Origin of the sequence: Paeniglutamicibacter selenitireducens, from assembly GCF_051550675.1 — a bacterium.
GTDB lineage: Bacteria > Actinomycetota > Actinomycetes > Actinomycetales > Micrococcaceae > Paeniglutamicibacter.
The window spans coordinates 15,973-42,739 of record NZ_JBPULF010000011.1 but is presented as its reverse complement, the minus strand read 5'-3'; the positions used below and the strand labels follow the sequence as shown (position 1 = coordinate 42,739).

Below are 26,767 nucleotides of genomic sequence, written 5' to 3'. Positions count from 1 at the left end.
CCGGCAGGCTGGTCTCAGGCGTGCGCGTTTCAGGCATGCGGGAACACCAGTTCCGCGTAGCGCTCCTTCACAGTGGCCAGCACGGCGTCGGCATCGGCATCCCAGATCTCCCGGTTGAAGATCTCCACCTCGATGTCCCCGGTGTAGCCGGCATCGCGCACCCAGGACCCGATGGCCGCGAAGTCGATGACCCCGTCGCCCATCATGCCGCGCGAGAGCAGCGCATCGGCGGCGATCGGCAGGTTGAAGTCGCACACCTGGTATGAGGCGATGCGGCCCTCGCGCCCGGCCCGCCCGATCTGGGCCTGCAGCTCCGGGTCCCACCAGACGTGGAAGGTGTCCACGGCGACCCCGACGGCCGAGGCGTCGTAGGGCGCCGCGAGGTCCAGGGCCTGGCCCAGGGTGGAGATCAGCGCGCGGTCCGCGGCATACATCGGGTGCAGCGGTTCGAGCACCAGCCGGATGCCGTGCTGGACGGCGAAGGGCACCAGTTCCGCGAGGCGCTCGGCCACGCGGGTGCGGGCCGCAACGACGTCCTTCTCCCCCGGGGCGAGCCCGCCGACCACCAGGAAAAGCTCGGTGGTGCCCAGCGCCACGGCCTCCAGCACGGCGGTGCGGTTGTCCGCCAGCGCGGCTTCCTGCCCCGCGGCATCCGGCGCGGTGAGGAACCCGCCGCGGCACAGCGACGAGACCCGCAACCCGGCGTCCTTGATGAGTCTGGCGGCGGTCTCCACCCCGACCTCCGCGACGCGGTCGCGCCACGGGCCGATGGCAGGGATGCCCGCCGCCACGCACGCAGCGATGGCCTGCGGCAGGGTCAGCAGCTTGGTGGTCGCGCTGTTCAGCGAGAGCCTGGAGTAGTCGGCCTGGACTCCGGCCCGGGCCTCGGCCCGGACTCCGGCCTGGACCCCGCTCATGCGTCCACCCCGTGGGTGCGCAGGAAGGTTGACATCCTGCGGGCCGCCAGCTCGGGGTCGAGCAGCAGCCCCGCGGCGTCGGCAAGTTCCAGGGTACGGGTCAGGTGCAGCACCGAGCGGCCCGAGTGCAAGCCGCCGACCATCTGGAAGCCCGCCTGGTGGCCGTTGAGCCAGGACATGAACGCGATGCCCGTCTTGTAGTAGAAGGTGGGGGCGCTGAAGAGGTGCTTGCCCAGCTCGCGGGTGGAATCCAGGATGGCCCGGGCCTTGGCGGATTCGCCGGCGTCGTAGCACTGCAGGGCCGCGGAGGCCGCCGGGTAGATGGCGGCGAAGACGCCCAGCAGGGCATCGGAGTGGCGGGTGCCGTCGCCGTCGATGAGCTCCGGGTAGTTGAAGTCGTCCCCGGTGTACAGGCGCACGCCCTCCGGCAGCGCGGCCCGCAGGCCGACCTCGTGGGCGGCGTCCAGCAGCGAGACCTTGACGCCGTCGACCTTGTCCGCGTGCTCGCGGATCAGGGACAGGAAGGTTTCCGTGGCGGTTTCCACGTCGTCGGATCCCCAGTAGCCGGCGAGCGCCGGGTCGAACACGGTGCCGAGCCAGTGCAGGATCACCGGCCGGTCCACCTCGCCAAGCAGCGTGGAGTAGACGTACAGGTAGTCCTCGGCGGACCCGGCGACGCGGGCCAGCGCCCGGGAGGCCATCAGGATGACCTTGGGCCCGGCTTCCTCCACCACTGCCAGCTGTTCCCGGTACGCCTCGAGCACCGCCTGGAGCCCGGCGCGGCCCGCGGGCAGCGCGTCGAGGTCCAGCTGGTCGGTGCCGGCGCCGCATGAGACCAGGTCCCGCACGCTCTTTCCGGAGGTGGCGGGGTTGTTCGAGGAGACAACCGAGGCGGCCTCCGCCCCGGTGTGCTTGATGAGCTGCTGGGTCGCTGCCCAGTCAAGGCCCATGCCGCGCTGGGCGGTGTCCATGGCGTCGGCGACGCCCAGGCCGTGGGACCAGAGTTCGTGGCGGTAGGCAAGTGTGGCTTCCCAGTCCAGGCGGGCCGGGGCCCCGGGCACGTTTTCCGCGGTGGTTTCCGGGATCACGTGGGCCGCGGCGTAGGCGCGGCGTGAGGTCAGCGGCGCGACGGGCTTGGCCCAGGCGGTGGCCGGGCGCAGCGTGTGGGTGCGGGTGCCGCCGTCGGCGGTCGGCAGGATCAGGGTGGCCATCAGAGCGCGATTTCCGGGATGTCGATGGTGCGGCGTTCGTCGCTGGAGCGCAGGCCCAGCTCGGCGAGCTGGACGCCGCGGGCCGCGGAGAGCAGACCGAAGCGGTGTTCGCGCCCGGCGACGACGTCGCGCAGGAATTCCTCCCACTGCAGCTTGAAGCCGTTGTCCAGTTCCTGGTTGGCGGGGACCTCCTGCCACTGGTCGCGGAAGGACTCGGTGACCGGCAGGTCCGGGTTCCAGACGGGCTTGGGGGTGTGGGCACGCTGCTGGGCCACGCACTTGTTCAGGCCGGCGACGGCCGAGCCGTGGGTTCCGTCGACCTGGAACTCGACGAGCTCGTCGCGGTAGACGCGCACCGCCCAGGAGGAATTGACCTGCCCGATGACAGCTTCCCCGCCCGGGGTCTCCAGCTCGAAGATGCCGTAGGAGGCATCGTCGGCCGTGGCCTTGTACTCGGCGCCGGCCTCGTCCCAGCGGGCCGGGATGTGCGTGGCGGTCTTGGCGTTGACGGACTTGACCTTGCCGACGATGCCCTCAAGCACGTAGTTCCAGTGGCAGAACATGTCGGTGGTCATGCCTCCGCCGTCCTCCTTGCGGTAGTTCCAGGACGGGCGCTGGGCGGGCTGGGTGTCGCCCTCGAAGACCCAGTAGCCGAATTCGCCGCGGATCGACAGGACGCGGCCGAAGAAGCCCTCGTCAACCAGGCGGCGCAGCTTGACGAGGCCCGGAAGGTAGAGCTTGTCGTGCACCACGCCCGCGGTGACCCCCGTGGCCTTGCCGATGCGGGCCAGTTCGATGGCCTCCTCGAGGGTTTCGGCCGTGGGCTTCTCGGTGAACACGTGCTTGCCGGCCAGCATGGCCTTCTTCAGCGTGGCGGCGCGCAGGCTGGTCATCGAGGCGTCGAAGACGACGTCGATGCTCGGGTCGTTGATCACCGCGTCCAGGTCCGTGGACCATTCGGCGACCTGGTGCTTTTCCGCCAGTTCGCGGACCTTTGCCTCGTTGCGGCCCACCAGGACCGGTTCGACCTGGATCCGGGTGCCGTCCTCCAGGGTGAAGCCGCCGGCGTCGCGGATGGGGAGGATGGAGCGCAGCAGGTGCTGGCGGTAGCCCATGCGGCCGGTGATGCCGTTCATGGCGATGCGGATCGTCTTGGTGTCGTTGCCCATGCGGGTCCTCCGGAAGGTTGGTGCGGGTTTGGCCGGAATGCTGGAAAGCGCATTCCCAATGCCTCAAGTGTGCACGCTCCGGGCCATTTGGGCAAGCGCTTTCCCAAATTCGGCGCGCACTGCCGTAAGGTGGTTAAGGTGCCCGCGGATGCGAGGTGCGGATCCGGAACCCGCGAAAGGAAACCCCCGTGGCAGCAAGCACCCTGGCCGAGGTGGCCGCATTGGCCGGAGTCTCCCCGGCGACGGCCTCCCGGGTCCTCAACGGCTCCGCGCGCAAGCCCGCCGAGGGCATCGCCGAGCGGGTCCGCTCCGCCGCCGCCTCCCTGGGCTACGTGGCCAACGCCCAGGCCCAGTCGCTGGCCAGGTCCAGCACGGGGCTTGTCGGGCTGATCGTCCACGACATCGCAGACCCCTACTTTTCCGCGATCGCCCGTGGCGTCCAGGGCGCGGCGCACCAGGAACAACGCATGGTCCTGCTGGCCACCACCGACGGCACCCCCGCCGCCGAACGGGAGGCGGTCATGGCGTTCGCCGGGCGCAGGGCCGAGGCGGTCATCCTGGCCGGCTCGCGCTCCACGCGCCCCGAGGATGCCGAGGCCAACGCCGCGCTGGCGGTGGAGCTGGAGCGCTACTGCCGCAACGGCGGGCGCGTGGGCACCCTGGGCCAACCGGTCGCCGGGACCACCGGAACCGAGGGCTTCGGCACCGTCTCAATCCCGAACGAGGCGCTCGCCCGCGAGCTCGCCCTCACCCTGGCCCGGAACCACGCCGGCCCGTTCGCGATAGTGGGCGGGCCTGCCGGCCTGTCCACCTCCGACGAGCGGATCCGCGGCTTCCAGCAGGGCCTGGCGGAAGCCGGGGCGCCGGCGGCGGAAGTGGTGCACACCGGCTTCGACAGGGACGGCGGCTTCGCGGCCGGAGAAAGAATCGCGGCGCGGATCGCCGCCGGGGCCAGAGACGGGACCCCGCGGCCCTGCATCTTCGCCTGCAACGACGTGATGGCGATCGGCGTGGCGGCGGCGCTGCGCGCCCACGGGCTCGAGGTCCCGCGGGATGCCGCGCTGGCCGGGTTCGACGACATCGAATGGCTGCGCGATTTCCAGCCGGCGCTCACCACCGTGGGCCTGCCGCTGGAGGAACTCGGGCGACTCGCCACCCTGGCCGCCATCACCGGCGATGCGCACCCCGGCACCATCGAGGGCACCGTGGTGCTGCGCCGCAGCACCGGCGGCGGTGCTGCGGGCCGCGACTAGGCCGGTTCCGGCCCCTCGGTGAGCTTACGCAGGAAGGCGGCATCGGCGGCCACCTGCCCCGGGGTGTCCCCCGCGACGAACTCGAGCATCAGTTCCAGCCCGCGCCCGTGCTCCCGCAGGACAGAAACCACCCCGCGCCAAAGCGCGGCCCGTTCCTCCAGCGCCAGCCGGTGGTTCGCCGGCCACCAGGAGAAGCAGTGGACCCCGGTGACGTGCCCAAGCAGCCGGCGCAGGGACTCGAGCGCCTCGCCGTCGCCCAGGCCCTCGGCTGGCTGCCAATAGGTCCCCACATTGGGTCGGGCCACCCGTCCGAGCAGTTCGAGGGTCGATTCAACGGTGCTGGTGAGCGTGTCCTTGTGGAACTCGAAGGCCAGCTCGAGGCCGCGTTCCCCGGCGATCCCGGCGATGCGCCGGGTGTCCCGGACCACCGCCTCCCAGGTCGCCGCGTCGGTGTCCGCGGGTTCGGTGTCTCCCGCCCAGATGCGGATGCGCGGTGCCCCCACGCGTGCGGCAAGCGCTGCCACCGCGCCGAAATCGCCGAAGCTTCCGGCCCGGTAGTAGGAGCCCAGCGAGAAGACCCGCAGCCCGGCCGCGGCGCAGGCCCCGCGGGCCAGGTCGGCGGAGGCGGCATCGTGCACGTGGACGTCGCTGCCCCACTCGATGCCGGCGAGCCCTGCCGCTGCGGCGATGTCCACCACCTCCTGGATGCCCAGCGCGCGCAGCGTCACCGAGCAGAGCCCCGCGTCCAGCGGGGCCGGCGACCGTGAGCCCGCGGGGCGGGCGGGCAGCGTGTACGGAACGGAAATCATCGGGACGCTCGCCTTCGGGAAGCCGGATCCGGCGGATCCTGTTCCGGGTTGGTGTTCTTGGCTGGTGGTTCGTGGTCTTGGAGGGTGGTTCCGGCGGGTGCACCACCCGCGCGAGATGGCGTCCCGCGCGCGGCACCCACCCAGGTGCCACGCGCGGGACGCCGTTCCCCGGACCCGGGGCGCTAGCGCCGCGGGTGGTCGTCGATGCGCACCAGGTTGCGGCCGCGCATGGTGTAGAGGTAGCCGGATTCGTCGTTGGTGATGTGGGAGCCGCTGTACCAGCCGCCGTCGGTGTCGGCCAGCACCGTGGTCACGGCGAACGTCTTGGGGTCGAAGCGGAACACCGTGGTGTCCGAGACCCCGTAGACGACACCGCGGTTTGCCACAAGGGCACCGAATCCCCGGGAGACGGAACTGACATCGGAACGGTGCACGATGCGGCGCTTGGGCAGGTCGATGACGAAGAGCCCGCCCTTGCGCGTCAGCCCGTACAGGTGCTTGCCCCGCACGGCCAACGCCGCGAGCCCGGATCCCATGCCCGGTTCGATCCGCCACAGCTCCCTGCCGGCCACCGGGTCGAAGGCGACGACGGTGCCGGCACCCTCCAGCGAGGAAAGCCCGCCGCCCAGGTAGGCCACGCCGTCGCGGGTTGCCACGGCGCGCAGCAGCTGCACGTCGTCGATGGGGTTGGTGAAGCACTGCTTGGCCCCGCTACCGGGCTTGTAGGTCCAGAACGACCCGCCACCCTCGGTGTCCGACTGCGCGGCGACAAGCACCAGCTCGTTCACCTCGTCCCAGCAGACATCCAGCGGGCGGTTCTGGGCCCCCGGGAAGTCGGCGGCCTGGTGGATCGCCTCCCCGCTGCGCGGGTCGTAGGCCCAGATTCCCTGCGAGCTGTATTGGCCGGTGTAGAGCACCCCGTCCACCACCACGGCGTCCTTGGCCTCGCCCTGCGCCTGCAGGTTCACCACCTCGCCGGTGGCCATCGAGTGGCGGGCAATCACGCCGTTGCCGCCGACGTAGATGTAGCCGGCGCCGGCGGCCAGGCCCATGGCCGTCTGTGCGGTGGAGACGGCTCCCGCCTCGCCGAGGTCGCGGACCACCGAGTTCCCGGTGCCGGGGTCGATCTCCGCGATGAACCCGTAGGCGGAGGTCACCAGCAGCTTGCCGGCCCGGGCGTCCACGCCCCAGATCTCCCCCAGCGCCGGCCCGCCGACCTGCAGCTGCGAGACCTTCCCGGAGGACGCCGAGAGGACGCACACCCCGGATTCGTTGGCGAAGTACACATCCGCGCCGATCACCGCAAAGTTCTTGGCGGTCTTGCCGATCGAGGTCGCCACGGCGTAGGAGGACGGGTTCGCGGCCTCCAGCACCGCCACCTTGGACTGCTGGGTGGAGGCGGCGGAGCTGACCAGGAGCCGGTCCCCGTCCAGGGCCAGGTCCCTGATGCTGGGGTCGGCCAGCATTTCCGCGGGTGTCACGTTCGTGAAGGTGCGCGCCGCCCGGTCGTAGGCGTGGAGGCAGGCGCGCGCCGCACCGGCTCCGCCGCCCAGGGTGCTTCCCGCCCCGAAGAACACCGTCCGCTCGGTGGCGGCGACGGCCCGCGCCAGGGTGGCCCCGGCATCCGGGATGCCGAGGTTCGCCACCAACCCGGTGGCGGGGTTGTATTCCCAGAGCGCCGGCGCGGTGCCGCTGCCGCCGCCCACCGCGTAGAGGCGTCCGTCGGGTGCGACGCTCAGGTCGCGCACGTCCCGGTCCCCCATGCGGCCGATCGGTGTTGCCGGGGCGGAGAGCGAGGACAGGTCCCAGCGGAAGAGGTTGGGCTGCGGGCCCGTTGCCTTCTGCAGGACACCGGCGTAGAGGTAGCGGCCGCCTGCATCCGCGGCCAGCGTCTGGATGCTGTGCCCCGTGGCCAGCTCGGTCTGTCCCACCACTTTGCCGGTGGGCACGTGGTAGGCGACGATCCGCACGGGTTCGACGTTGCGCGAGCCGATGTAGACAACGTCCCCGACCAGCAGCGAACTCATCAAGCCGAACTGGACCACGGCGGGGCCCAGGTCCAGGATCTCCGGCCCGTCGCCGGGGCGGCCCGCGGGCAGCGGGGCGGCGTGTGCCGCACCGCTTCCGGCAAGCCCCAGGGCCGCGGCCAGGCCGACGGCGCCACCAGCCTGCAGGATCGTTCGTCGGCTGAGGTGTGGGTTCTTCATGGAACTTCCTTTGCTTCGCGTGCGGTCGTTGGTGGTGGTTCGCGCTTGATGGGGCATGCAGGGTGGGGCGTGCACAACGCAGCCCGAAGGCCCCCGGCAGGCAGGTCCCTGCCGGGGTGGTTGGGGAAATTGCTCAGGCGGTGAAGGCCAGGTCCGCAGCGCGCAACTGGAATTGCAGCGGCTCGCCGCGGGAAAGCCGCAGCGCCTCCTGAACGGTGCTTGCTGCCATGCGCTCGAGTTCGCTGCCCAGCGACCCGGCAACGTGCGGGGTCAGCAGCACGTTCGGGTTCACGTAGAACCCCGAGTCCGGCGGCAGCGACCACGGCGTTGTCACATCGAGCACCGCGTAGAGGTCGCCCTGCTCGATCCGGCGCAGCAGCGCATCCTGGTCCACCAGTTCGCCGCGGGCCGTGTTGATGAACGTGGCGCCGGGGCGCAACCGGGCGATCTGCCGGGCGTCGATCATGTTCCGCGTGGAGGGCAGGGAGGGCGCGTGCAGGGACACCACGTCGCTGCCTGCCACCAGCTCATCAAGGGTCACGAGTTCGGCGCCGAGCCCGGCGGCCTCCCCCGGTTCCAGGAACGGGTCGGCGACCACGACGTCCAGGTCGTATGAACGCAGCAGCCTGATCACGTGCCGGCCGATCTTCGAGGCCCCGATGATCCCGACCCGCTTGCGGAAGTTACCCAGCCGCGGGTAGTGGTCCTCGGGTTCGACGCTCGAGCGCTTCGTGTGCACGATCCGCGCCAGCTGCAGGACGTTCTTGTTCGCCAGCAGGATCATCGCCACCGTGTACTCGGCCACGGGCACGGCGTTCGCCTCCGCGGCGGTGCTCACCTGCAGGCCCCTGTCCCAGCAGGCCTGCCCGACGTGGTGCTTGGCGCTGCCTGCGGCATGCAGGATGTAGCGCAGGTTCGGCGCCGCATCGAGCACCGGGCCGTCGATCAGCGGGCAGCCCCAGCCGGTGATGAGCACGTCGGCGCGGGCCAGCAGCGCCCGGGACCGCGGCGAGTCGAACTCCTCCAGCGGCTCGGTGTCCAGCAGGTTCAGCCCGGGCTCGAGCAGCTGGAGCAGCCGCGGCGGGAAGACCCTCCGGGCCACGTCCTGCGGCATCGCCAGGGCCACGTTGAGGCGGGATTCGTCGTTGCTCACTTGATGCTCCCCGCGTTCATCCCGGACTTCCAGAAGCGCTGCAAGAAGATGAAGGCCAGCAGCAGCGGAATGATCGACAGCAGCGACCCGGTGATCACCATGGGCACGAAGTCCGGCTGCGGAACCGCGAAGCCCTGCCAGATCGAGATGCCCACGCTGACCGGCAGCAGCTTCTGGTCCTGGAGCATGACCAGCGGAAGCATGAAGTTGTTCCACACCCCCACGAACTGGAAGAGCGCGATGGTGACGAAGCCGGGCATCATCATGGGCAGGGCCAGCGAGAAGAACGAGCGGATGGGCCCGGCGCCGTCCATGCGGGCGGCCTCTAGGGTTTCCGCCGGGACGTAGGACGCGGAGTAGACGCGGGCCAGGTAGACGCCGAACGGGTTGCACATCACCGGGATGAGCACCGCCCAGACGGTGTTCGTCATGCCCACCACGGAGGCCAGCAGGTACATCGGCAGCACCGTTGCGGTGTTGGGGATCAGCACGCCCACCAGCACGAACCCGAAGAGCGAGTCCTTGCCGCGGAACTCGAACTTGTCGAACGCGTAGCCGGCCATGACGGAAATGAGCCCGCCGACCACGGCCCCGACGCCGGCGTAGAGCACCGAGTTGCCCATCCAGCGCAGGAACACCCCGTCGTCCTGGGCGAGCACGTTGCCGATGTTCTCGAAGAGCGAGAACTCCCCAAGCGAGTAGGCACCGGTGCCGTAGAGGTCCGCGGTGTTCTTGGTGGAGGCGAAGAGCAGCCACAGCACGGGCACGACCATGTAGGCCGATCCCAGCACCAGCAGCCCGTTGACGGTGAAGCTGCTGATGAACCTGTTGCGGTGGGCTTGCGCGCGGGGTGCCTTGGGCGCCTCGGGTGCGCGCCGGGCGGGGGCGGGGGCTGGTTTTGCCATGGTGTTGGTGCTCATGATTTGTTCATCCTGGAGCTCAAGCGGGTGACGATGAGCGACAGTACTGCCGCCAACCCGGCGATGATGATCGAAGCCGCCGCGGCCTGGTTCAGGTCGTGCCTGATGAAGGCGGCGTCGTAGGCCCACATGTTGGGGACCCAGCTGCTGGTGATGGAGGGCGTGGCCTTGGCCAGGATGGTCGGCTCGGTGAACAGCTGCAGCGTGCCGATGATGGTGAAGAGCATGATCACGCTCAGCGCCGGCAGGATCATGGGCATCTTGATGCCCATGGCGATGCGGATGTCCCCGGCGCCGTCCATCCGGGCGGCCTCCAGCACCTCGCGCGGAACCGCCTGCAGCGCCGTGAAGATGATGATGACGTTGTAGCCGGTCCATTCCCAGACCCCGATGTTCACGATCGCGGGAAGGACCATGTTGGCATCCAGGAAGTTGATCTGGATGCCGCCGCCCTCCAGCGCCTGGACCAGCGGGCTGATGCCCGGGGTGTAGAGGTAGGCCCAGATCAGGGCCGCGATGACGCCGGGCACCGCGTGCGGCAGGAAGACCAGCAGCTGGAAGAGCTTGCGGGCCTTGGCCACCGTCGCGTCGAGCAGCAGCGCGAAGACGATGGCCCCGCCCACCATGAGCGGGATGTAGATCAGGCAGTAGAGGCCCAGCCGGAGGATGCCCCCGACGAACGACTCCGAGGCGAAGACCTGTGCGTAGTTTTCCAGGCCGACGAAGACGGTCTTGGCTTCACCGAAGCCCAGGCCCGACTTCTGCTGGGTGTGGAAGCTGAGCACCAGCGAATAGACGACGGGCGCAATGATGGCGACAGCGAACAGGGTGAAGAACGGTACAAGGAACAGCGAGGCGGTCCTGCCGCCTGTTCCGGTAACCGAGGAGCGCTTCGCGCTTCGAACGGATGTGGGGGCCTCGGGGGCCATGGGGATCTCCTAACTGGCCCGGGTTGCCGCCGTGCGGCGGCAACCCGGGGAGGGGGTGGTGCTACTCCGCGATGGACAGGCCGCTTTGCTTCAGGCCCTCGACCGTCGCGCGCTGGGCGGTGTCGACGGCGCCGCCGAGGGTTCCCCCGGTGCCGATGGTTCCGTAGGCATCCTTCAGGGCGGTGTTCGTGACGTCCCAGTTCGGGCCCCACTGCCAGCCCGGGAGGACCGTCTTGTAGGCGGCCTCGAAGACCTCGTAGATGTCGTTGCCGAAGTAGCCGGCGTCGAACGCCTCCTGTGCCACGGGGGTCAGGCCGGGGAAGGCCAGGAAGGCCGAGCCCGTGTTGCCGCGGGCCTTGATGGCCTCCGGGCTGGTGGTCAGGTACTTGATGAATTCGGCAGCGGCAGCGGGGTTCTTGCTGCTCTTGGTGATGTTGAAGCTCGAACCGCCGTAGAAGGCACCGGCCGGTGCTTCCCAGTTCGGAAGCTGTGCGGCGATCCACTTGCCCTTCTGGCCGCTGGCCTCGGTGCGCTTCTGGATGCCCGAGGCGCTCCAGTTGCCGCCGACGACGCCTGCGACGGTGCCGTTGGACAGGTCAAGGCTCCATTCGTCGCTGTAGGCCTGGGAGACCTTGACGAGTCCGTCGTCGATCAGCTTCTGCCAGAAGTCCGTGACCTTCTTGGTTGCCGCATCGTTGATGCCGATCTTCCAGCTGTCGCCCTCGACGTCGAACCAGCTCGCGCCGCCCTGCCAGGCCAGGCCCGCGGTGGCTGCGACCTCGTTCGGGTTGAAGCTGGCCAGGTAGGATTCGGGGGCCACCTTCTTGAGCTTCCTGCCGGTTTCCTCGAATTCCGCCCAGGTCTTGGGGACCTCGGCACCGGCCTTCTTCAGCAGGTCCTGGCGGTAGTACATGACCATGGGGGCGGCATCGTAGGGCAGGCCGTAGATCTTGTCGCCGAACTCGACCTGGCCGCGGATCTCGGAGGCCAGCTTGTCAATGGTCTCGGCCTCGTCGATGAGTCCGTTCAGCGGCTGCACCTGGCTGTTGCTGACGAACAGCGGCAGCTGCGGGTATTCGATGGTGGAAACATCCGGGCCGTTTCCGGCGGTGATCGCGGTGGACAGCTTGGCGTAGCCGCCGCTGGCGCCGTTGGGGATCGTCTCGAAGTTGACCTTGATCTTGTCCTGGCTCTTGTTGAAGGACTCGGCCACCTGGTCCATGCCGGCAAGCGAGGACCAGAAGGTGATCGACCCCGAGGGTTCCCCGGTTGCGGCCGGTGCAGAGGACGGGCCGGAGGCCGATCCACAGGCGGCGAGCAGCATGACGCTGCTGGCCAGGCTGGCTACCCCGATGAGCAGTTTGCGACGCTTCATTGTTCTCCCTCGAAATCCCTGATGCGGTAGTGACGGTGATCACCGTCGAATGAACTAGATCCATAAAACACGCAGAATTGAACGAAGTAAACAAAATGAACAAAGCTGAACATTCGAGGGTTTGAGCCCTGCGCGCGCAGGCTTGCCACGCAATGGGAAGCGGGCCGCGTGCCTGGCACCTTCGGGCCATGTTCAATTCAGGCTCCGACAAGGCGCCGGCCATGCTTCAGCCGGTGGCGCAGGCCAGTCTCGAGCTTCCCTTGGCAGCCAGATTATTGCCGGGTCGCCGCGCAAAACGGCATCAGGCGGCCGTCGAATCCCTCACGACAAGCGTCGGCGACAAGCTGACCCGCTGGACGGCCAGGTCCCAGCGGCGGCGGGGCCCCAGTCGGTTCAGGCACATCTGCAGGGCGTGGTATCCGACGTCGAATTTGGGCGGGGCCACGGCGCTCAACGGCACGGCGCCCAGCGCGGCAACCTCGTCGTCGTAGGCCACCACGGCGATGTCCTCGGGTATCCGCAGGCCCCGCGCTTCACACAGGTCGGCAAAGGTGAGCGCGTCCTCATCGTTGTGGATGATGGCGGCGGTGGCCCCTGCTTCCACGAAGCCCTCGACGATTCCGTTCATCTGCTCGCGGTGCTTCTCGGGGTCGCTGGTATCGAACGTGGCCCCCACCAGGGCAGCGTCGGACGCAAGCCCCGCATGTTGCATGGAGAGGCGGTAGCCGTCCTCGACCTGCGACGCCGTGGGACTGTTCTGGCGCGTGCACAACGCGATCCGGCGGTGTCCCAGGGACAAGAGGTGCGTCACGGCGATCTCGGCGCCACGGACGTGGTCGCTCTGGACCGATTCCAGCCTGCCGGCATCAAGGACGTCCCCGATCGAACGCTCCACTACAACCACGGGCACTTCCGCCGAGGCCAGGAGGTCCAGCGTGGGCGTGCCGGCCAGGCGTTCCACGCTCGGTGTCACCAGCAACCCGTCAACGCCGCTCATGAGCAGCCGCTTGACCTGGCGCTGTTCCTCGACTGGCGAGTAGTTTGAAACGCCGAGCACCAGCCTGACACCCAGTTCGGAGGCCGCAGCCTCGGCGCCCCTGATCACCCCGGGGAAGTAGTACTTTGCCGACGGCACGACCATGCCGATTGTCGCCAGCGGCCGCTGGCCATGGGCCAGCGGGCTCGGTTTCCCGGACGCGAAACCCTGTCCCGCGAATCCGCCGCCGCGCCCTGCGTTCCTCTGGGTGAATCCGCCGGAGTCCCCGAAACGTTCGGCGACTGCGACAGCCCCGCCATGCACGCGCTGCAGCGCCCCCTGCTCCTCGAGGAGGGCGAGGTCTCGCCGGACTGTCATGCCCGAGATTCCCAGGCTTCGAGCGAAGTCGGCGGCATTCAAGGAACCCCGAAGTGCCAGTTCGCGAAGGATGCGATTCTGTCGTTCCTCGCTCATCATCGACTCACGCTCCGAAGTGTTTAGTAATGTGCATTACGTTCAGTATGAACTACACCGGAATCTTTGCGTTCAATCAAGACCCCGCACCGTAAAGGTCTTTTGAAAGACCAAGTCGGCGGCCGCTTTCGAGCAGATTGGCAGCCCTCGCCGGCTCGGACTGGGGGTTCTGGCCGGTTGCCTCCCGGGCCCGGGCGGGAAAGGGAGCGAAATGGCGCGCCGGGAGAATGACCACCTCGCCTTGGTGCAACTTCCGCATACATGCCACTAGGCCAAACCTGTCCGTGGCGTCACGTTGACAACGTGGACGGGGCTTGGTTTCCGCACTTCAGTCGGGCCCGCGGCATTCTCTGCGCGTCGATAGTCCTTCCGCGCTTCCTGGGCCGGGCCACGACGTGGGCTGCAGCGCCGCTTCCGGGCGTCGCTGCCGTTTCGCAGGCGGGCTTGCCACCAATCCTCGTGGGAACCGTCCCGAAGCCATCGAATCTGGCCGACGAGGCCCGCCTGGCCCCACGGCAAACGAAAAGAGCCGAGGCATCCCTCGTTCACAGGGATGCCTCGGCTCTTCGCTGGAGCCCCCTGCCGGATTCGAACCGGCGACCCTCGCTTTACAAGAGCGATGCTCTGGCCAACTGAGCTAAGGAGGCGCGCAACTCGTTGCATGAATGCAACGCAAGTGCAGAATCAAGCGTAGCCGACAATGGCCCGCAGCATAAAACCGGCCCGGACGGCCATCTCGGCCGTGGAAAACCGATGGCCGGGTTCCCGACCGCACGAAGCGGTCCAGAACCCGGCCATCAGCCGGAGGCGATGCCTCGACTACTGGTTGGCGGCGATCTGCTCGTTCACGAAGGCCACGAAGTCAGGGTTGGCGGTCTGGTCCCATTCCTTGCCCTGGACGAAGATGCTCGGGGTGCCACCGATGGCGTCTACGCGTGCGGCCTGATCGGTGAACTTCACGAACGGGCGGAAGTCGCCCTTCTCGATGCAGCTTTCCACATCCGCACCGTTGTCCTTGGCCAGCTGGGCCAGGGCCTTGTTGTTCATCTCACCCTGAGGGTAGTGGGCGAACAGCGCCTTGGAGAACGGCAGGTAGGAAGCCGGTGCGGCGTCGGCAACGCACGCCAGTGCGTTCGCGCCGCGCGAGGAGTAGTTGGTGGGTGAGCCACGGTCAAGGAAGGCCACGTTGCGGTACTCGACGTTGACGTCGCCGGCGGCAAGCCAGGTGCTGATCTGGTCGGCGTACTTGGTTTCGAAGTCGGCGCAGTGCACGCAGTTCACGTCCACGTAGACCAGCAGGTTGACCGGTTCCCCCTTGGCCGAGGCCTTGGCGTCGCGCGGGGCCGGCGGACGCGTCGACGAGTCCTGCGGAACCGTACCGGCTTTGGTGACGTCGACCGTGATGCCGGAGGTGTCGGCCAGGGTCTTGTCGGAGGTCAGCGTGATGCCGCCGGCGGCGTTGCCGCCCCTGGGTGCGTTGCCCGCGTCGGCGACCTTGCCCGAGTTGTTCTGCAGGATGATGGCCGCAACCAGGGCGATCACAGCCAGGACCGCTACGAGAACACCGAGCTTGATGAACAGTGATTTGCGCTTGTCCGCCGCTTCCTGTGCAACGCGCATCTGCTGCGCCTTCTCACGTGCGCTCGCGGTGCGCTCGGCCTTGCTCGGCCGCTGGCTATCGGATGCCATAGGTCAATCGTCCCTTAGGTAGGTTTTGTACTCCCCCAACTTCACCAGTTTAGGGCACTGACACGGCGCTCCCGGGCGTCATAGTGTCGCTTCGCCGCCGTGGCTGACCTAGGCTCAAGAGCAACTAGGCGTTCGCGAACTGGAGGATCACTATGATGGCCGATCAAGATCACGAGCCCTCACCTGCCCCCGAGCATCGGGGCTACGACTTTATTGTGGTTGCCAACCGGCTGCCGGTGGACCGGGTCGAGGGCGACGACGGGGAATTGCTGTGGCGCCGGTCGCCGGGCGGCCTGGTCACGGCCATTGCACCGGTCATGCAGGAGTCCGACGGCGCCTGGGTCGGCTGGCACGGAGCCACCGACGAGGAACTGTCCCCGTTCGAGAACGACCGCATCCACCTGATTCCGGTGCCGCTGGATGCCGAGGACTTCGAGCTGTACTACGAGGGGTTCTCCAACTCGACGCTCTGGCCGCTGTACCACGACGTCATTGTCCCCCCGGAGTTCCACCGAACCTGGTGGGACAACTACAAGAAGGTCAACCAGCGGTTCGCCGATGCCACAGCCAAGGTGGCAAACCAGGGCGCCACCGTCTGGGTGCAGGACTACCAGCTGCAGCTGGTGCCCAAGCTGCTGCGGGAGCAGCGGCCGGACCTGCGCATCGGGTTCTTCAACCACATCCCCTTTCCCTCCCCCGAGATCTTTTCCCAGCTCCCCTGGCGCCGGCAGATCCTTGAGGGCCTGGCCGGGGCGGACCTGGTGGGCTTCCAGCGCACGGCCGACGCCAGCAACTTCCTGCGCGCCATGCGCCGCTACACCGACCGCACCGTCAAGGGTTCGTGGGCGATCCCGCCCGCCCAGCTGGACGGCAGCGCCTCCACCAGGAACATCTGCCGGGCCGAGGCCCACCCGATCTCCATCGACACCTCGCAGGTCGCCCAGCTGGCCCACGACCCGGAGATCATTGCCCGTGCCAAGCAGATCCGCAAGGAACTGGGCAACCCCCAAACCGTCCTCCTGGGGGTCGACAGGCTCGACTACACCAAGGGGCTGCGGCACCGGCTCAAGGCCTACGGCGAACTGCTGGCCGACGGGGACCTCGTCGTGGGCCAGGCCTGCCTGGTGCAGGTCGCCAGCCCGAGCCGCGAAAACGTCGAACGCTACGCCCAGCTGCGGGACCAGGTGGAGCTCATGGTCGGCTCGCTCAACGGCGAACACGACACCATGGGACACACCGCCGTGCGCTACCTGCACCACTCCTACCCGCAACGGGAAATGATCGCCCTGTACCTGGCCGCCGACATCATGCTGGTGACGGCCCTGCGCGACGGCATGAACCTTGTCGCCAAGGAATTCGTTGCGGCACACACGGACAACAGCGGCATGCTGGTGCTCTCCGAGTTCGCCGGGGCCGCCGACCAGCTCACGCAATCGGTGCTGGTGAACCCGCACGACATCGACGGCATGAAGAAGGGGATCCTGCGCGCCGTCCACATGGACCCGCTCGAATCCGCCCGGCGCATGCGCCGGATGCGCCGGCACCTCAAGGAACACGACGTGGCCCGATGGTCCCACACGTTCCTCAGCGCCCTGTCCCAGCCGCTGCCGACCGACACGCTCGTCTAGGCGCACCCGGGACAACGCGCCCGGCCGGCCACCGTCCGGGCGCACCCCTCCAACCCTGAAAGGACCCGGGCCAACCCATGGGACCCCTCTCGCCGGAACTCGCCGATGCAATCGAAACCCTGGCCGATACCCAGATACTCCTGGTGGCGCTGGACTTCGACGGAACCCTGGCACCGCTTGTCGACCACCCCGACGATGCCAGGCCGCTGCCCGCCTCCGCGGAGCTGCTCTCCCGCCTTGCCGCAACGGAAAACACCGTCACGGCCCTGATCTCCGGACGCGACCTGGCGTCCCTGCGCGCCGTGGCAACCCCGCCGGAGGAAACCCTGCTGGTGGGCAGCCACGGCACCGAGCGCTGGGCCCCGGAGAGCTTCGGCACCGATGCGACCCACATCGACCTCAACGTGAAACAGTCCGCGGCCCTGGACAAGGCAACCCGCCTCCTGGAGGCCGTCGTCTCCGACCACCCAGGAACCAACCTCGAATACAAGCCGGCATCCGTGGTGCTGCATGTGCGCCAGGCGGCCCCAGAGACCGCCACCAAGGCACTGCGTGCTGCCCGCGAAAGGCTGGAGGACGTCAAGGACCTCTGGACGCTCGACGGCAAGGAGGTCCTCGAGGCCACCGTGCTGTCGGGGACCAAGGGCGAGGGGCTCGACTGGCTGCGCGAGGTGGCGGATGCCTCCACCGTACTCTTCGCCGGGGACGACGTCACCGACGAGGACGCCTTCGCGGTCCTGCGCCCCGGGGACATCGGCGTCAAGATCGGTTCGGGCAACACGAGGGCGCAATTCCGGCTCAACGGCCCCGGGGAATTGTCAACCCTTTTGGAATTGGTACTCGATATGAGAAGCTTGTGATTCCATTCACAACGGATCGTCGGGCACGTACCTGCCCGTGGAAGGATTAATGCCCCATGGCATCTGTAACTTTTGACCAGGCATCACGCGTCTACCCCGGAGCGACAAAGCCCAGCGTGGACAAGCTCTCACTGGAAATCGCCGACGGGGAATTCCTCGTTCTTGTCGGCCCGTCCGGCTGCGGAAAGTCCACCTCCCTGCGCATGCTCGCAGGCCTGGAAGACGTCAACTCCGGCCGCATCCTCATCGGGGACCGCGACGTCACGAACGTTCCACCCAAGGACCGCGACATCGCGATGGTCTTCCAGAACTACGCGCTCTACCCGCACATGACCGTGGGCGACAACATGGGCTTCGCCCTGAAGATCGCCGGCGTCGACAAGGAAGAGCGCGCACGCCGCGTCCAGGAAGCCGCAAAGCTGCTGGACCTCGAGGACTACCTGGACCGCAAGCCGAAGGCGCTCTCCGGCGGCCAGCGCCAGCGTGTTGCCATGGGCCGCGCGATCGTCCGAAGCCCGCAGGTCTTCCTCATGGACGAACCGCTCTCCAACCTCGATGCCAAGCTGCGCGTGCAGACCCGCACCCAGATCGCGTCGCTGACCCGCCGCCTCGGCGTCACCACCGTGTACGTGACCCACGACCAGGTCGAGGCACTGACCATGGGCGACCGCGTCGCGGTGCTCAAGGACGGCCTGCTGCAGCAGGTCGGCACCCCGCGCGAGCTCTACGACCGCCCGCAGAACGTCTTCGTTGCGGGCTTCATCGGCTCCCCCGCCATGAACCTGCTGGAACTGCCGGCAGTCAACGGCGGCGTCGCCTTCGGCGGCACCACCTACCCGGTGTCCTCCGCAACGCTCGAGGCAGCCACCGGCAACTCGGTGACCCTGGGCGTCCGGCCGGAGGATCTCGAGTTGGTATCCGCCGGCGAGGGCCTGGCCGTGAACGTCGACGTCGTCGAGGAACTCGGCGCCGACGCCTACGTCTACGGCCACACCACCGTGGGCGGCACGGAATACCAGATGGTGGTCCGCGTCGACGGCCGCAAGCCGCCGTTCAAGGGCGAAACCGTGCACGTGATGCCGAAGGTCGGACACGTCCACCTCTTCGACACCGCCTCCGGCGAGCGCCTGGCGGACGTCAAGGTCCCGGGCGCGCACGCGGCTCCGGTCCCCAGCGAGGTCTAGGCCCGGCCACCCCGGGCTGTAAGCTCGGAACAAGTGCCAACGGCGGCCGCATTCACCACCACGAATGCGGCCGCTTTTGCGCATCCGGCGGGCTTTCGCCCGCGCCACCGCGTGCGGCACCGCGCACCGGCGGCCATTTCGACAACTTGAGCCTTCGACAAGGGACGGTCAACACCCCATGATCCGCCACACCGCCCAATGGCACGACGAACCCACCAACTACGTGCAGCCCGGCAAGCTGCCGCGCGAGGCACCCGATACGGCGCGCCCATCCGTGGCCGGTTCCCTGTCCATCACCTCCGCCACGGCCGACCCCGCGCTGCTGGACCTGCCGTGGCAGATCCGGCTCGAGGACTGGCCCGCGGACACCCTGGCCCCGCTGCCGCGCGGCATCTCGCGCCACGTGGTGCGCTTTGCCATGATGGGCGGCTCGGTCATCGCCATCAAGGAAACCGGCGAACACGTGGCCCGGCACGAGTACCACATGCTGCGCAAGCTGCGCCGCCTGGCGGCCCCCTGCGTGGAGCCCGTCGCCGTGATCACCGGGCGCACCGACACCGAGGGCAACGAGCTCGAGCCGGTGCTGGTCACCCGGCACCTGAAGTACTCGATGCCCTACCGCGCGCTGTTCTCCCAGAAACTGCGCCGCGACACCCTCACCCGGCTCATCGACGCGCAGGCGCTGCTGCTGGTGCGCCTGCACCTGATCGGCTTCTACTGGGGGGACGTGTCCCTGTCCAACACGCTGTTCCGCCGCGACGCCGGCTCCTTCGCCGCCTACCTGGTGGATGCGGAAACCGGGGAGCTCTACCCGGAGCTCTCCTCCGGGCAGCGCGAATACGACCTGGAGATCGCCCGCGTGAACATCGCCGGGGAACTCATGGACCTGATGGAGGCCGGGCTCATCGAGGAAAAGGTGGACCCGGTGGCCACCAGCGAGCAGATCCTGCACGCCTACCGCGGGCTGTGGGCGGAGCTGAACGACACCGAGTCCTTCGACCTCTCCGAACGCTGGCGCGTGGACGAACGCATCCGCCGGCTCAACGAACTGGGCTTCGACGTGGAGGAAATCAGCCTCAAGACCTCCCCCGACGGCGGCCAGCTGGTCATCCAGCCCAAGGTTGTCGACGCCGGGCACCACACCCGCCGGCTGCTGCGGCTCACCGGGCTGGACGTCGAGGAGGGGCAGGCCCGGCGCCTGCTCAACGACCTTGACGCCTACCGGGCCAAGAAGCACCCGGAGCTCGACGAGGAGCTGGTGGCGGCGCACTGGGTGGCCAACGTCTTCGACAGGATCACCGGGGCCATCCCGCGCGAGTTCCACGGCAAGCTGGAGCCCGCGCAGATCGTGCACGAGGTGCTGGAGCACCGCTGGTACATTTCCGAGGCGCGCGGCTCAAACGTGCCCATGGAGGAGGCCGTCGCCTCCTATGTGGAGGCGGTGCTGCGCCACCGGCGCGACGAGGCCCGGCTGATGCTGGACCCCGAGGCCGCCGGCGAGTGATGCCACGCGCGAAAGGAACACGGATGCTGAAGTGGCTTGGCCTCACCGGCGAACACGCACCGGGCACACTCCCGCTCTGGGCGGGGGTCCCCGGCAGGAAGAAGCGGCTCGCGGGCGCCATCTGGTGCGCCGTGGCGGTGGCGGCGTTCGCCGTGCTGAAGCTCCGGCTGCCTCAGGACGACGGGTTCGGCGGGTTCCTGCCCGTGTTCGTCGCCATCCTGGTGTTCGGGGCAGGAAGCGCCGCGACCGAACGCAGCCTGGTCCGGGTCGCCGCCGCCGAAAAGCCCTAGCCCCAGGTGGCGGGCGCCGGCACCTGGTGGAAGAGGGCACCGGCACCGCCGGCTCCGACCAGCAGCCGGCCCGCGGCATCCACGCGCAGCCACGGCGCCGACCCGACCTGGAGCAGCGGCTCCACGGCGTCGCCCGGCGGCAGGATCCCGGTCCCGAGCGGCGTCTGGGCCACGGGCCCGCGGCTGACCGCGCACAACACCGACCCCTGCGCGTGTTCACGCACGTAGACCAGCAGGTCGCCCTCGGCGTGGAGGAAGCGCAGCGACCCGTCAACGAGCGCGCGGTGCCCGGCGCGCAGGGCTGCCAGTTCGGCGTAGAGGCCGCGCAGGTCCGCACCCCATTTCTCCGGCGCGTCCCAGGGCATGGGGGTGCGCGAGTCCTCGCCGTTGTAGCCCGTGAGGCCGAACTCGTCCCCTGCGAACACCAACGGGATCCCCGGGAAGGAGAATTGCACGCAGGCGGCGACCTGCTGGCCGCCGGCAATCATGTGGCTGGCGGCGCGTGCCGTGTCGTGAGTGTCAAGGGCGTTGGCGTTGGCCAGCCGAACCTCCCAGCTGTACCCGGCGGAGAACTCGCGGTGGGTGGCCACGAAGTCCGCCGCATCGATGCGCGCCGGGCCCGCCTGCGGCAGCCCGAAGAACCAGCCGAACGCCTCCGGGTCCGGGTCCCTGGCCAGGAACTGCCAGAGCGGCCGGGTGAAGTTGGTGTAGCTGACGGCTCCCTGCCAGCCGTCCCCGGGCACGTCGGGGGCCGCGTCGGAGGTCGACTCGGCCAGCAGCATGGCACCGGGCTTGACCTCCTCCAGGCGGTTGCGCAGCATCCGGGCGACCTCGTGGTTCAAATCGTCGGTGCCCATCCGGCCCGTCATGTTGCCCACGTCGATGCGCCAGCCATCAAGGTTGAACGGTTCCTTGAGCCAGCGCACGGCCACCGAGTCGTCGTCCAGGATGAAGCGTGCGCGCAGCGCCTCGGAGCTCCAGTTGAGCTTCGGCAGCGAGGGCACGCCCAGCCAGGACACGTACTCGCTGCGGTCCTCGTTGAAGTAGTAGTACTCCCCCTCCGGCGCGCCGGGGTTGTTGCGGGAGGCGAGGAACCAATGGTGCCCGGCGCCGGTGTGGTTGGTGGTCAGGTCCCCGACCACGCGCAGGCCCCGGGCGTGTGCGGCGGAGACCAGGGAGACCAGTGCCGCGTCGCCGCCGAGCAGCTCGTCGACCATGTCGAAGCTCGAGGCGTCGTAGCGGTGGTTGGACTCGGCGGGGAAGATCGGGGTCAGGTAGAGCACCGTGGCACCGAGCTCCGCGAGGTGGCCCAGGCGTTCCTCGATGCCGGGCAGGTCCCCGCCGTAGAACTGCCGGCTGGTGTTTTCGCCGCTGCCCTCCACCGGGGTGTCCCAGTCGCAGGCGACCATCCAGCCGGTTGCGGGCTTCGGGGCCCCGGAGTTCGCGAACCTGTCGGGGAAGACCTGGTACATGACGGATTCCTTGACCCAGTCCGGGGTCCCGTGTCCGGCATGCATCCTGAAGTCGTTAGCGTCAGGCACGTCCCGGCGGTGCAGGCCCGCCGCATTGAGCCAGCGGTGCTCGACGGTCCCGGCCCCATCGGTGTAGGCCAGGTACCACCTGTAGCGCTGCACCGGGTTGATGATGGCCAGCGGCGCCTCGAACCAGGCGACGTCGCCGTCCTCCCCGGCCGGGGCCGCCGGCTCGATGTGCGGCTCGCCGTCGCGCAGGCTGCGCAGCCAGACCCGGACGGTGCGCCCGGGGATCCTGGGCACGCGCAGCCGCACCAGCAGCTCGTCTCCGACCTGCGGGATCCGCGGCCCGCGGACGTGGAGTGGGGATCCGTCGTGGTGCGGGGCCAGGGCCAGTGAGGAATCTGCGGCAAGCATGCGGGTGCTCCAGGGGGTCCGATGGGTGGGTGCGTGGGTGTTGCCTGCGGGGTGCGGGGGCCGCCTAGCCCTTGACGCCGCCGGCCGTCAGGCCGGAGGTGATGTAGCGCTGCAGGAAGAGGAAGAGCGCCATGACCGGGATCGCGGCAAGGACCGCGCCGGCGGCGAAGACGCCCCAGTTCTCGCTGCGCTGCTGCGCCACGTAGGAGTACAGGCCCACGGCGAGGGTCTGCGATTCGGGGTCGGTGAGCACCACGGAGGCGATCACGAACTCGGAGGAGATGCCGATGAACGCCAGCAGGCCCACGACAGCGAGGATCGGGGTGACAAGCGGCAGGATGATCTTGAAGAAGACCTGCACGTGGCTGGCCCCGTCGATGCGCGCCGATTCGTCGAGGGACATCGGCACGGTGTTGAAGAAGCCGTACATCAGGTAGGTGTTCACGCCCAGTGCCCCGCCGAGGTACACCATGATCAGCCCCAGCTGCGAGCCCAGCCCGATGGCCGGGATGATGTCGCCGAGGAAGTTCAGCAGCAGGAAGATCGCCACCACCGTCAGCAGCTGCGGGAACATCTGCAGCAGCAGCAGGCTCAGCAGCCCGAAACGGCGGCCCTTGAAGCGCATGCGGGAGAACGCGTAGGCGGCCAGCGCCCCGAGGAAGACCGTGGCCACCGAGGTGACGGTGCCGATCACCAGGGTGTTGACGAACCAGCGGCCGAAGGGCCGTTCCTGGTTGGAGAAGAGCTCCTCGAAGTTCCCGAACCCGATCTCGCTGAACAGGGAGCTCGCCCCGGCCATGGTGCCGGCGGGATTCAGCGCCGCGGAGAGCACGTAGAGCAGCGGGAAGACGGAGAAGACGGTGGCGATGATGGCGACCACGTGGCGCCACCCCTTGGCCAGGAACCAGTCGCCCAGGCCGCGCTTGTTCTCGCGCGGCGCGGAGAGGTTTGCAGGTGCTGTCGAGGTGCTCATCAGTTCAGGTCCTCCAGGGCCTTGGTCTTCTTGAAGCTCAGTGCAGAGATCACTGCCACGATGATGAAGATCAGGATGGCAAGCGCGCTGGCAAGTCCGTAGTCGCGTCCGGTTCCGGTGCCGAAGGCGATCTTGTAGACCATGGTGATCAGGATGTCGGTGGAACCGATGTCGAAGGTCGTGTCGTCGAAGCGCGGCCCGCCGCCGGTGAGCATGTAGATCACGTTGAAGTTGTTGAAGTTGAATGCGAAGGAGGAGATCAGCAGCGGCGCCAGGGACACCAGCAGCAGCGGGAGCTTGATGGAGGTGAAGATCCGCCAGGCGCTGGCGCCGTCCATGCGGGCGGCCTCGTCGACTTCCTCCGGCAGGGACTGCAGGGCGCCGGTGCACACCAGGAACATGTAGGGGTAGCCGAGCCAGAGGTTGACCAGGAGCACCGAGACCTTCGCCAGGAACGGGTCGGTCAGCCAGGGGATGTCGGCCCCGCCCAGCAGCGCGTTGTTGATGAACCCGAACTCGGGGTTCAGCAGGCCGGACCAGACGAGGCCGGAGAGGAACGCCGGGAAGGCGTAGGGCAGGATCATCAGGATGCGGTAGATCCGCTGGCCCTTCAGGTCCGCCTTGTTGAAGGTGATCGCCAGGAAGAGGCCGAGCGCGAAGGTGGTGGCCACGGACAGGATGGCGAAGACGAAGGTCCAGAGGATGACCTGCAGCAGCGGGCCCTGGAGGTTGGGGTCGGTGAAGGCGCGCTTGAAGTTGTCGAAGCCGACGTTGACCTTCCACCCGGTGTTCAGCTGCGAGCCGTCCGCCGCCACGAAGGAGCCGCGGCCGTTGTCGGTGTAGGTGACCCCGCTCTGGGTGTCGGTGAAGGTGTCGGTGTCCTGGTTGTAGTGCAGCTTGGGGGTGTAGACGTAGGAGGTGGAGCCGTCCGCGGTCTTCAGGGCCCCGTCCTCGGGGTTGCCGCTGATCGGGACACTCAGGGCCGTGACCTCGGCCTGGTGCTGCAGCAGCGTCGCGAAGTCGAGGGTGGTGTAGCCCTCGACGCCGGTGGCGGCGCCCGTGGGCCCGGTGCCGGTGGCCGTGACGGTTTCCAGCGGCTGGTCGGTGCCGCCGAGCTTCGCCTCGCCCTCCGGTGTCGTGACAAGCAGGAAGTAGGAGCCGTCGCGTTCCAGGACGCTGGTGGGGTACTGCGGGGAGTCGGGGACGCGCTCGGAGGCGGAAAGCTGGATGGAGGCGATGGCGTCTTCCTTGGTGGAATTGTGCCCGTCGCCGTAGTTGGTGAATGCGATGTAGGTCGAGAAGGCCATCACGAACACCTGGAAGACCAGGAGGAACGCAACGCCCGGAGCCAGGTACTTGGCCGGGAGCCCGCCGCGCCGCAGGTAGATCCAGTTGATCACCGCGGTGGCCACCAGGGAGATCCCGAAGACCAGCCATTGGCCGCCGGTGGCCAGCTGGAACAGCACGAACGCCGCAACGGCGTCGACAAGGCCCAGCAGGATGATCTTGGCGAGGATGCCGCCGAGGGAATCCGGCCCATGGGACTTCTTCTTGCGGGGTGGGGCGGGGCGGCCGGAGGCCTGACCGTTCACCTTTTCATCGACTTCGACCATGGGATCCAAACTTTCCGTGATGCGCTTCCCGCCGGTGCATGGCGGTTGGTGGTGCGCCGGCGGCGGGGCCAGGATGCCTGTGGCATGCCTGCCCCGCCGCCGGCGGCTGGAGGATGGCTGGCGGGCTACTTGCCGCCGGCGATCTTCTTTTCAATGTTGGCAGCCATCTTGGTCCAGGCCGCGGCGGGGTCGCTTTCCTTGCCCTTGATGAGGTTCAGCTCGGTGGCTCCCCAGTCGGCCCAGACGGCGTCCATGGCGGGAACCGCGGGCATCGGGACACCCTCGGCACCGATTTCGCCGAAGGCCTTGACGACCGGGTCGCTTGCCGCCTTCTCGAAGGAGGCGGTCAGGGCCGGCGGGCGCCCGCCGAGCTTGAAGAGCTCGTCCTGGGCTTCGACCTGCGAAAGGTAGTTGACAACGAATTCGTTGGCGGCCAGCGCGTTTGTCGACTTGGCCGAGATGAAGAAGCCGTTCACGCCGATGAACGGCAGCGCCGGGTCGTCCCCGGTGGTGGGCAGCTTGTCCACTGCGAACTTGATGCCCTTCTTCTCGATGTCCGGGACGTTCCACGGGCCGGTCAGGAAGTACGGGGACTCCCCGGCCAGGAACTTCTCCTTGGCGATGTCGCCGGTGATGTTGGAGTTGAAGACCTTCTCGCCCTTGTCGCCGAGGTCCGCGAGCAGCTGGGCGAACTTCTGGCCGCCCTCGTTGCCCAGGGTCAGCTTGCTGGCGTCGTAGGAACCGTCGGCATTCTGGGCGAAGACCGGGGCACCCATCGAGGTCTGGAACGGGTAGAGGTGGTACGGGTCGGCCTGCTTGGGATCGAGGCCCACGAGGAACGGGAACTTGGCCTTGCCCGCGTCAACCGCCTTCTTGCCCTCGGCCACGACCTCGGTGAGGGTGTCCTTGGTCTCCGAGACCAGCGCGGTGTTCCGGATCAGGGCCACGTTCTCGATGGAGTACGGCACCGCGTAGGTCTGGCCGTCGTAGGTCACCGCTTTGATGGAGCTTTCGGCGAAGTCCTTGGCCTTGTCGCCGAGCTGGATCGGGGCCACGACGCCGTTCTGGACGAGCTTGCCCAGCCAGTCGTGCGGGCCCACGAGGATGTCCGGGCCCTTGCCGGTCGGCGCCTGGGTGATGAAGTCGTCGCGCACCGCCGCGAAGTCCTTGACGACAAGCTTCACGTCGATGCCCTTTTCGGCCTTGAACTTTGCCGCGATGTCCTTCAATGCCGGGGAGCGTTCCGCATCGACCCACATGGTCAACGTGGTGCTGGTAGCCGGTGCGCTGGAGGCGGCCGACGTTGCCGCGGCGCTTCCGCTGGATGCGGCAGGGGTTCCGCCGCCGCCGCAGGCGGTCAGGGCCAGTGCGGAGATGGCTCCCACCGCTCCGAGGGTGAAGCTGCGGCGCGTCAGACGCGTGGCGGGTTTGGTGTTTCCCGTCATGATCTACCTCTTTCAAGTCTCGTGCTGCCACCATTGGCCGCTTCAAGCATTTCGCCCCGGGTGCCCGGGTGGAAAATTTCGATCGGATATGGACTCCGGCGCTTATGTCGTGGATTCAGTGTAAGCGTTTCCACCGCTGTCGTCTAGGTCACGTTCCCTTGACAGGTGGATGCGCCCCGGAGTTTCCTGCGCGCGAGCGTTACATCGAGAGTAACTCCCTTGAATTGACGGGGCTGGAGCATGCAGATTCACGACTGGAAGGCCGTTCCACGTTTTCACTGAAAGATGTAAACGCTTCC

21 protein-coding genes and 1 tRNA gene are annotated in these 26,767 nt (G+C 68.2%); 6 read left to right on the top strand and 16 right to left on the bottom strand.

Annotated features, from left to right (window positions below):
- Positions 1–29 precede the first annotated feature (29 nt).
- Genes ACSYDW_RS16535 through ACSYDW_RS16525 form a run of 3 tightly spaced genes read right to left on the bottom strand, consistent with a single transcriptional unit; the run spans position 30 to position 3,297 of the window.
- Positions 30–917 carry a sugar phosphate isomerase/epimerase family protein gene (locus ACSYDW_RS16535; RefSeq protein WP_438339830.1) on the bottom strand — a complete coding sequence of 296 codons (888 nt, stop codon included), beginning with the start codon at positions 915–917 and terminating at the stop codon, positions 30–32.
- The gene (locus ACSYDW_RS16530; protein WP_438339829.1) at positions 914–2,128 is read right to left on the bottom strand and encodes a dihydrodipicolinate synthase family protein; all 1,215 of its coding nucleotides are present in this window, start codon (positions 2,126–2,128) and stop codon (positions 914–916) included. The genes ACSYDW_RS16535 and ACSYDW_RS16530 overlap by 4 nt, the downstream gene beginning before the upstream one ends.
- Positions 2,128–3,297 carry a Gfo/Idh/MocA family protein gene (locus ACSYDW_RS16525; protein ID WP_438339828.1) on the bottom strand — a complete coding sequence of 390 codons (1,170 nt, stop codon included), beginning with the start codon at positions 3,295–3,297 and terminating at the stop codon, positions 2,128–2,130. The genes ACSYDW_RS16530 and ACSYDW_RS16525 overlap by 1 nt, the downstream gene beginning before the upstream one ends.
- Before the next feature lie 188 nt (positions 3,298–3,485).
- On the opposite strand from ACSYDW_RS16525, the gene ACSYDW_RS16520 reads away from it, so the two are divergent.
- The gene (locus ACSYDW_RS16520; protein ID WP_438339827.1) at positions 3,486–4,550 is read left to right on the top strand and encodes a LacI family DNA-binding transcriptional regulator; all 1,065 of its coding nucleotides are present in this window, start codon (positions 3,486–3,488) and stop codon (positions 4,548–4,550) included.
- Here ACSYDW_RS16520 and ACSYDW_RS16515 read toward each other — a convergent pair.
- From ACSYDW_RS16515 to ACSYDW_RS16475, 9 genes are all read right to left on the bottom strand, one after another.
- Complete coding sequence (locus ACSYDW_RS16515; RefSeq protein ID WP_438339826.1) at positions 4,547–5,359, bottom strand: sugar phosphate isomerase/epimerase family protein; 813 nt, start codon at positions 5,357–5,359, stop codon at positions 4,547–4,549. The two genes, ACSYDW_RS16520 and ACSYDW_RS16515, sit on opposite strands and share 4 nt — an antisense overlap.
- Before the next feature lie 182 nt (positions 5,360–5,541).
- Complete coding sequence (locus ACSYDW_RS16510; RefSeq protein ID WP_438339825.1) at positions 5,542–7,566, bottom strand: outer membrane protein assembly factor BamB family protein; 2,025 nt, start codon at positions 7,564–7,566, stop codon at positions 5,542–5,544.
- A 133-nt stretch (positions 7,567–7,699) separates the two neighbouring features.
- Entirely contained in the window at positions 7,700–8,719 is a 1,020-nt protein-coding gene (locus ACSYDW_RS16505) for a hydroxyacid dehydrogenase (protein ID WP_438339824.1), read from the bottom strand.
- Complete coding sequence (locus ACSYDW_RS16500) at positions 8,716–9,639, bottom strand: carbohydrate ABC transporter permease (protein ID WP_438339823.1); 924 nt, start codon at positions 9,637–9,639, stop codon at positions 8,716–8,718. The genes ACSYDW_RS16505 and ACSYDW_RS16500 overlap by 4 nt, the downstream gene beginning before the upstream one ends.
- Positions 9,636–10,568, bottom strand: a complete 933-nt coding sequence (locus ACSYDW_RS16495) for a carbohydrate ABC transporter permease (protein ID WP_438339822.1) — start codon at positions 10,566–10,568, stop codon at positions 9,636–9,638. Before ACSYDW_RS16495 ends, ACSYDW_RS16500 begins: the two co-directional genes overlap by 4 nt.
- Before the next feature lie 61 nt (positions 10,569–10,629).
- Positions 10,630–11,943, bottom strand: coding sequence for an ABC transporter substrate-binding protein (locus ACSYDW_RS16490; protein WP_438339821.1), 1,314 nt, complete (start codon positions 11,941–11,943; stop codon positions 10,630–10,632).
- A gap of 301 nt (positions 11,944–12,244) precedes the next feature.
- The gene (locus ACSYDW_RS16485) at positions 12,245–13,393 is read right to left on the bottom strand and encodes a LacI family DNA-binding transcriptional regulator (protein WP_438339820.1); all 1,149 of its coding nucleotides are present in this window, start codon (positions 13,391–13,393) and stop codon (positions 12,245–12,247) included.
- Between the two features lie 570 nt (positions 13,394–13,963).
- Positions 13,964–14,040, bottom strand: a tRNA-Thr gene (locus tag ACSYDW_RS16480).
- A 172-nt stretch (positions 14,041–14,212) separates the two neighbouring features.
- The gene (locus ACSYDW_RS16475; RefSeq protein ID WP_438339819.1) at positions 14,213–15,082 is read right to left on the bottom strand and encodes a DsbA family protein; all 870 of its coding nucleotides are present in this window, start codon (positions 15,080–15,082) and stop codon (positions 14,213–14,215) included.
- A gap of 152 nt (positions 15,083–15,234) precedes the next feature.
- Here ACSYDW_RS16475 and ACSYDW_RS16470 point away from each other — a divergent pair, with 152 nt between their 5' ends.
- From ACSYDW_RS16470 to ACSYDW_RS16450, 5 genes are all read left to right on the top strand, one after another.
- Positions 15,235–16,710 (top strand): alpha,alpha-trehalose-phosphate synthase (UDP-forming), encoded by a 1,476-nt coding sequence (locus ACSYDW_RS16470; protein WP_438339818.1) that lies wholly within the window; start codon positions 15,235–15,237, stop codon positions 16,708–16,710.
- A gap of 77 nt (positions 16,711–16,787) precedes the next feature.
- Positions 16,788–17,570 (top strand): trehalose-phosphatase, encoded by a 783-nt coding sequence (otsB, locus tag ACSYDW_RS16465; RefSeq protein WP_438339817.1) that lies wholly within the window; start codon positions 16,788–16,790, stop codon positions 17,568–17,570.
- Positions 17,571–17,626: 56 nt separating this feature from the next.
- A complete protein-coding gene (locus ACSYDW_RS16460) occupies positions 17,627–18,754 on the top strand; it encodes an ABC transporter ATP-binding protein (protein ID WP_438339816.1) in 1,128 nt (375 codons plus the stop codon).
- A gap of 178 nt (positions 18,755–18,932) precedes the next feature.
- The gene (locus ACSYDW_RS16455) at positions 18,933–20,258 is read left to right on the top strand and encodes a DUF4032 domain-containing protein (RefSeq protein ID WP_438339815.1); all 1,326 of its coding nucleotides are present in this window, start codon (positions 18,933–18,935) and stop codon (positions 20,256–20,258) included.
- Positions 20,259–20,281: 23 nt separating this feature from the next.
- Positions 20,282–20,548, top strand: a complete 267-nt coding sequence (locus ACSYDW_RS16450; RefSeq protein ID WP_438339814.1) for a hypothetical protein — start codon at positions 20,282–20,284, stop codon at positions 20,546–20,548.
- On the opposite strand, the gene ACSYDW_RS16445 is transcribed toward ACSYDW_RS16450, so the two are convergent.
- From ACSYDW_RS16445 to ACSYDW_RS16430, 4 genes are all read right to left on the bottom strand, one after another.
- Entirely contained in the window at positions 20,545–22,437 is a 1,893-nt protein-coding gene (locus ACSYDW_RS16445; RefSeq protein ID WP_438339813.1) for a glycoside hydrolase family 13 protein, read from the bottom strand. The two genes, ACSYDW_RS16450 and ACSYDW_RS16445, sit on opposite strands and share 4 nt — an antisense overlap.
- Before the next feature lie 64 nt (positions 22,438–22,501).
- Complete coding sequence (locus ACSYDW_RS16440) at positions 22,502–23,410, bottom strand: sugar ABC transporter permease (protein WP_438339812.1); 909 nt, start codon at positions 23,408–23,410, stop codon at positions 22,502–22,504.
- Positions 23,410–25,023, bottom strand: a complete 1,614-nt coding sequence (locus ACSYDW_RS16435) for an ABC transporter permease subunit (RefSeq protein ID WP_438339811.1) — start codon at positions 25,021–25,023, stop codon at positions 23,410–23,412. The genes ACSYDW_RS16440 and ACSYDW_RS16435 overlap by 1 nt, the downstream gene beginning before the upstream one ends.
- Positions 25,024–25,148: 125 nt before the next feature.
- On the bottom strand, positions 25,149–26,468 hold the full coding sequence (locus tag ACSYDW_RS16430) for a sugar ABC transporter substrate-binding protein (RefSeq protein WP_438339810.1): 1,320 nt from the start codon (positions 26,466–26,468) through the stop codon (positions 25,149–25,151).
- Positions 26,469–26,767: the final 299 nt, after the last annotated feature.

Excerpts from the sequence above, each read along its gene's own strand:
- ACSYDW_RS16535 (WP_438339830.1), bottom strand. The coding sequence starts at position 917 with ATGAGCGGGGTCCAGGCCGGAGTCCGGGCCGAGGCCCGGGCCGGAGTC.
- ACSYDW_RS16530 (WP_438339829.1), bottom strand. The coding sequence starts at position 2,128 with ATGGCCACCCTGATCCTGCCGACCGCCGACGGCGGCACCCGCACCCAC.
- ACSYDW_RS16525 (WP_438339828.1), bottom strand. The coding sequence starts at position 3,297 with ATGGGCAACGACACCAAGACGATCCGCATCGCCATGAACGGCATCACC.
- ACSYDW_RS16515 (WP_438339826.1), bottom strand. The coding sequence starts at position 5,359 with ATGATTTCCGTTCCGTACACGCTGCCCGCCCGCCCCGCGGGCTCACGG.
- ACSYDW_RS16510 (WP_438339825.1), bottom strand. The coding sequence starts at position 7,566 with ATGAAGAACCCACACCTCAGCCGACGAACGATCCTGCAGGCTGGTGGC.
- ACSYDW_RS16500 (WP_438339823.1), bottom strand. The coding sequence starts at position 9,639 with ATGAGCACCAACACCATGGCAAAACCAGCCCCCGCCCCCGCCCGGCGC.
- ACSYDW_RS16495 (WP_438339822.1), bottom strand. The coding sequence starts at position 10,568 with ATGGCCCCCGAGGCCCCCACATCCGTTCGAAGCGCGAAGCGCTCCTCG.
- ACSYDW_RS16490 (WP_438339821.1), bottom strand. The coding sequence starts at position 11,943 with ATGAAGCGTCGCAAACTGCTCATCGGGGTAGCCAGCCTGGCCAGCAGC.
- ACSYDW_RS16485 (WP_438339820.1), bottom strand. The coding sequence starts at position 13,393 with ATGAGCGAGGAACGACAGAATCGCATCCTTCGCGAACTGGCACTTCGG.
- ACSYDW_RS16475 (WP_438339819.1), bottom strand. The coding sequence starts at position 15,082 with ATGGCATCCGATAGCCAGCGGCCGAGCAAGGCCGAGCGCACCGCGAGC.
- ACSYDW_RS16470 (WP_438339818.1), top strand. The coding sequence starts at position 15,235 with ATGATGGCCGATCAAGATCACGAGCCCTCACCTGCCCCCGAGCATCGG.
- otsB (WP_438339817.1), top strand. The coding sequence starts at position 16,788 with ATGGGACCCCTCTCGCCGGAACTCGCCGATGCAATCGAAACCCTGGCC.
- ACSYDW_RS16460 (WP_438339816.1), top strand. The coding sequence starts at position 17,627 with ATGGCATCTGTAACTTTTGACCAGGCATCACGCGTCTACCCCGGAGCG.
- ACSYDW_RS16455 (WP_438339815.1), top strand. The coding sequence starts at position 18,933 with ATGATCCGCCACACCGCCCAATGGCACGACGAACCCACCAACTACGTG.
- ACSYDW_RS16450 (WP_438339814.1), top strand. The coding sequence starts at position 20,282 with ATGCTGAAGTGGCTTGGCCTCACCGGCGAACACGCACCGGGCACACTC.
- ACSYDW_RS16445 (WP_438339813.1), bottom strand. The coding sequence starts at position 22,437 with ATGCTTGCCGCAGATTCCTCACTGGCCCTGGCCCCGCACCACGACGGA.
- ACSYDW_RS16440 (WP_438339812.1), bottom strand. The coding sequence starts at position 23,410 with ATGAGCACCTCGACAGCACCTGCAAACCTCTCCGCGCCGCGCGAGAAC.
- ACSYDW_RS16435 (WP_438339811.1), bottom strand. The coding sequence starts at position 25,023 with ATGGTCGAAGTCGATGAAAAGGTGAACGGTCAGGCCTCCGGCCGCCCC.
- ACSYDW_RS16430 (WP_438339810.1), bottom strand. The coding sequence starts at position 26,468 with ATGACGGGAAACACCAAACCCGCCACGCGTCTGACGCGCCGCAGCTTC.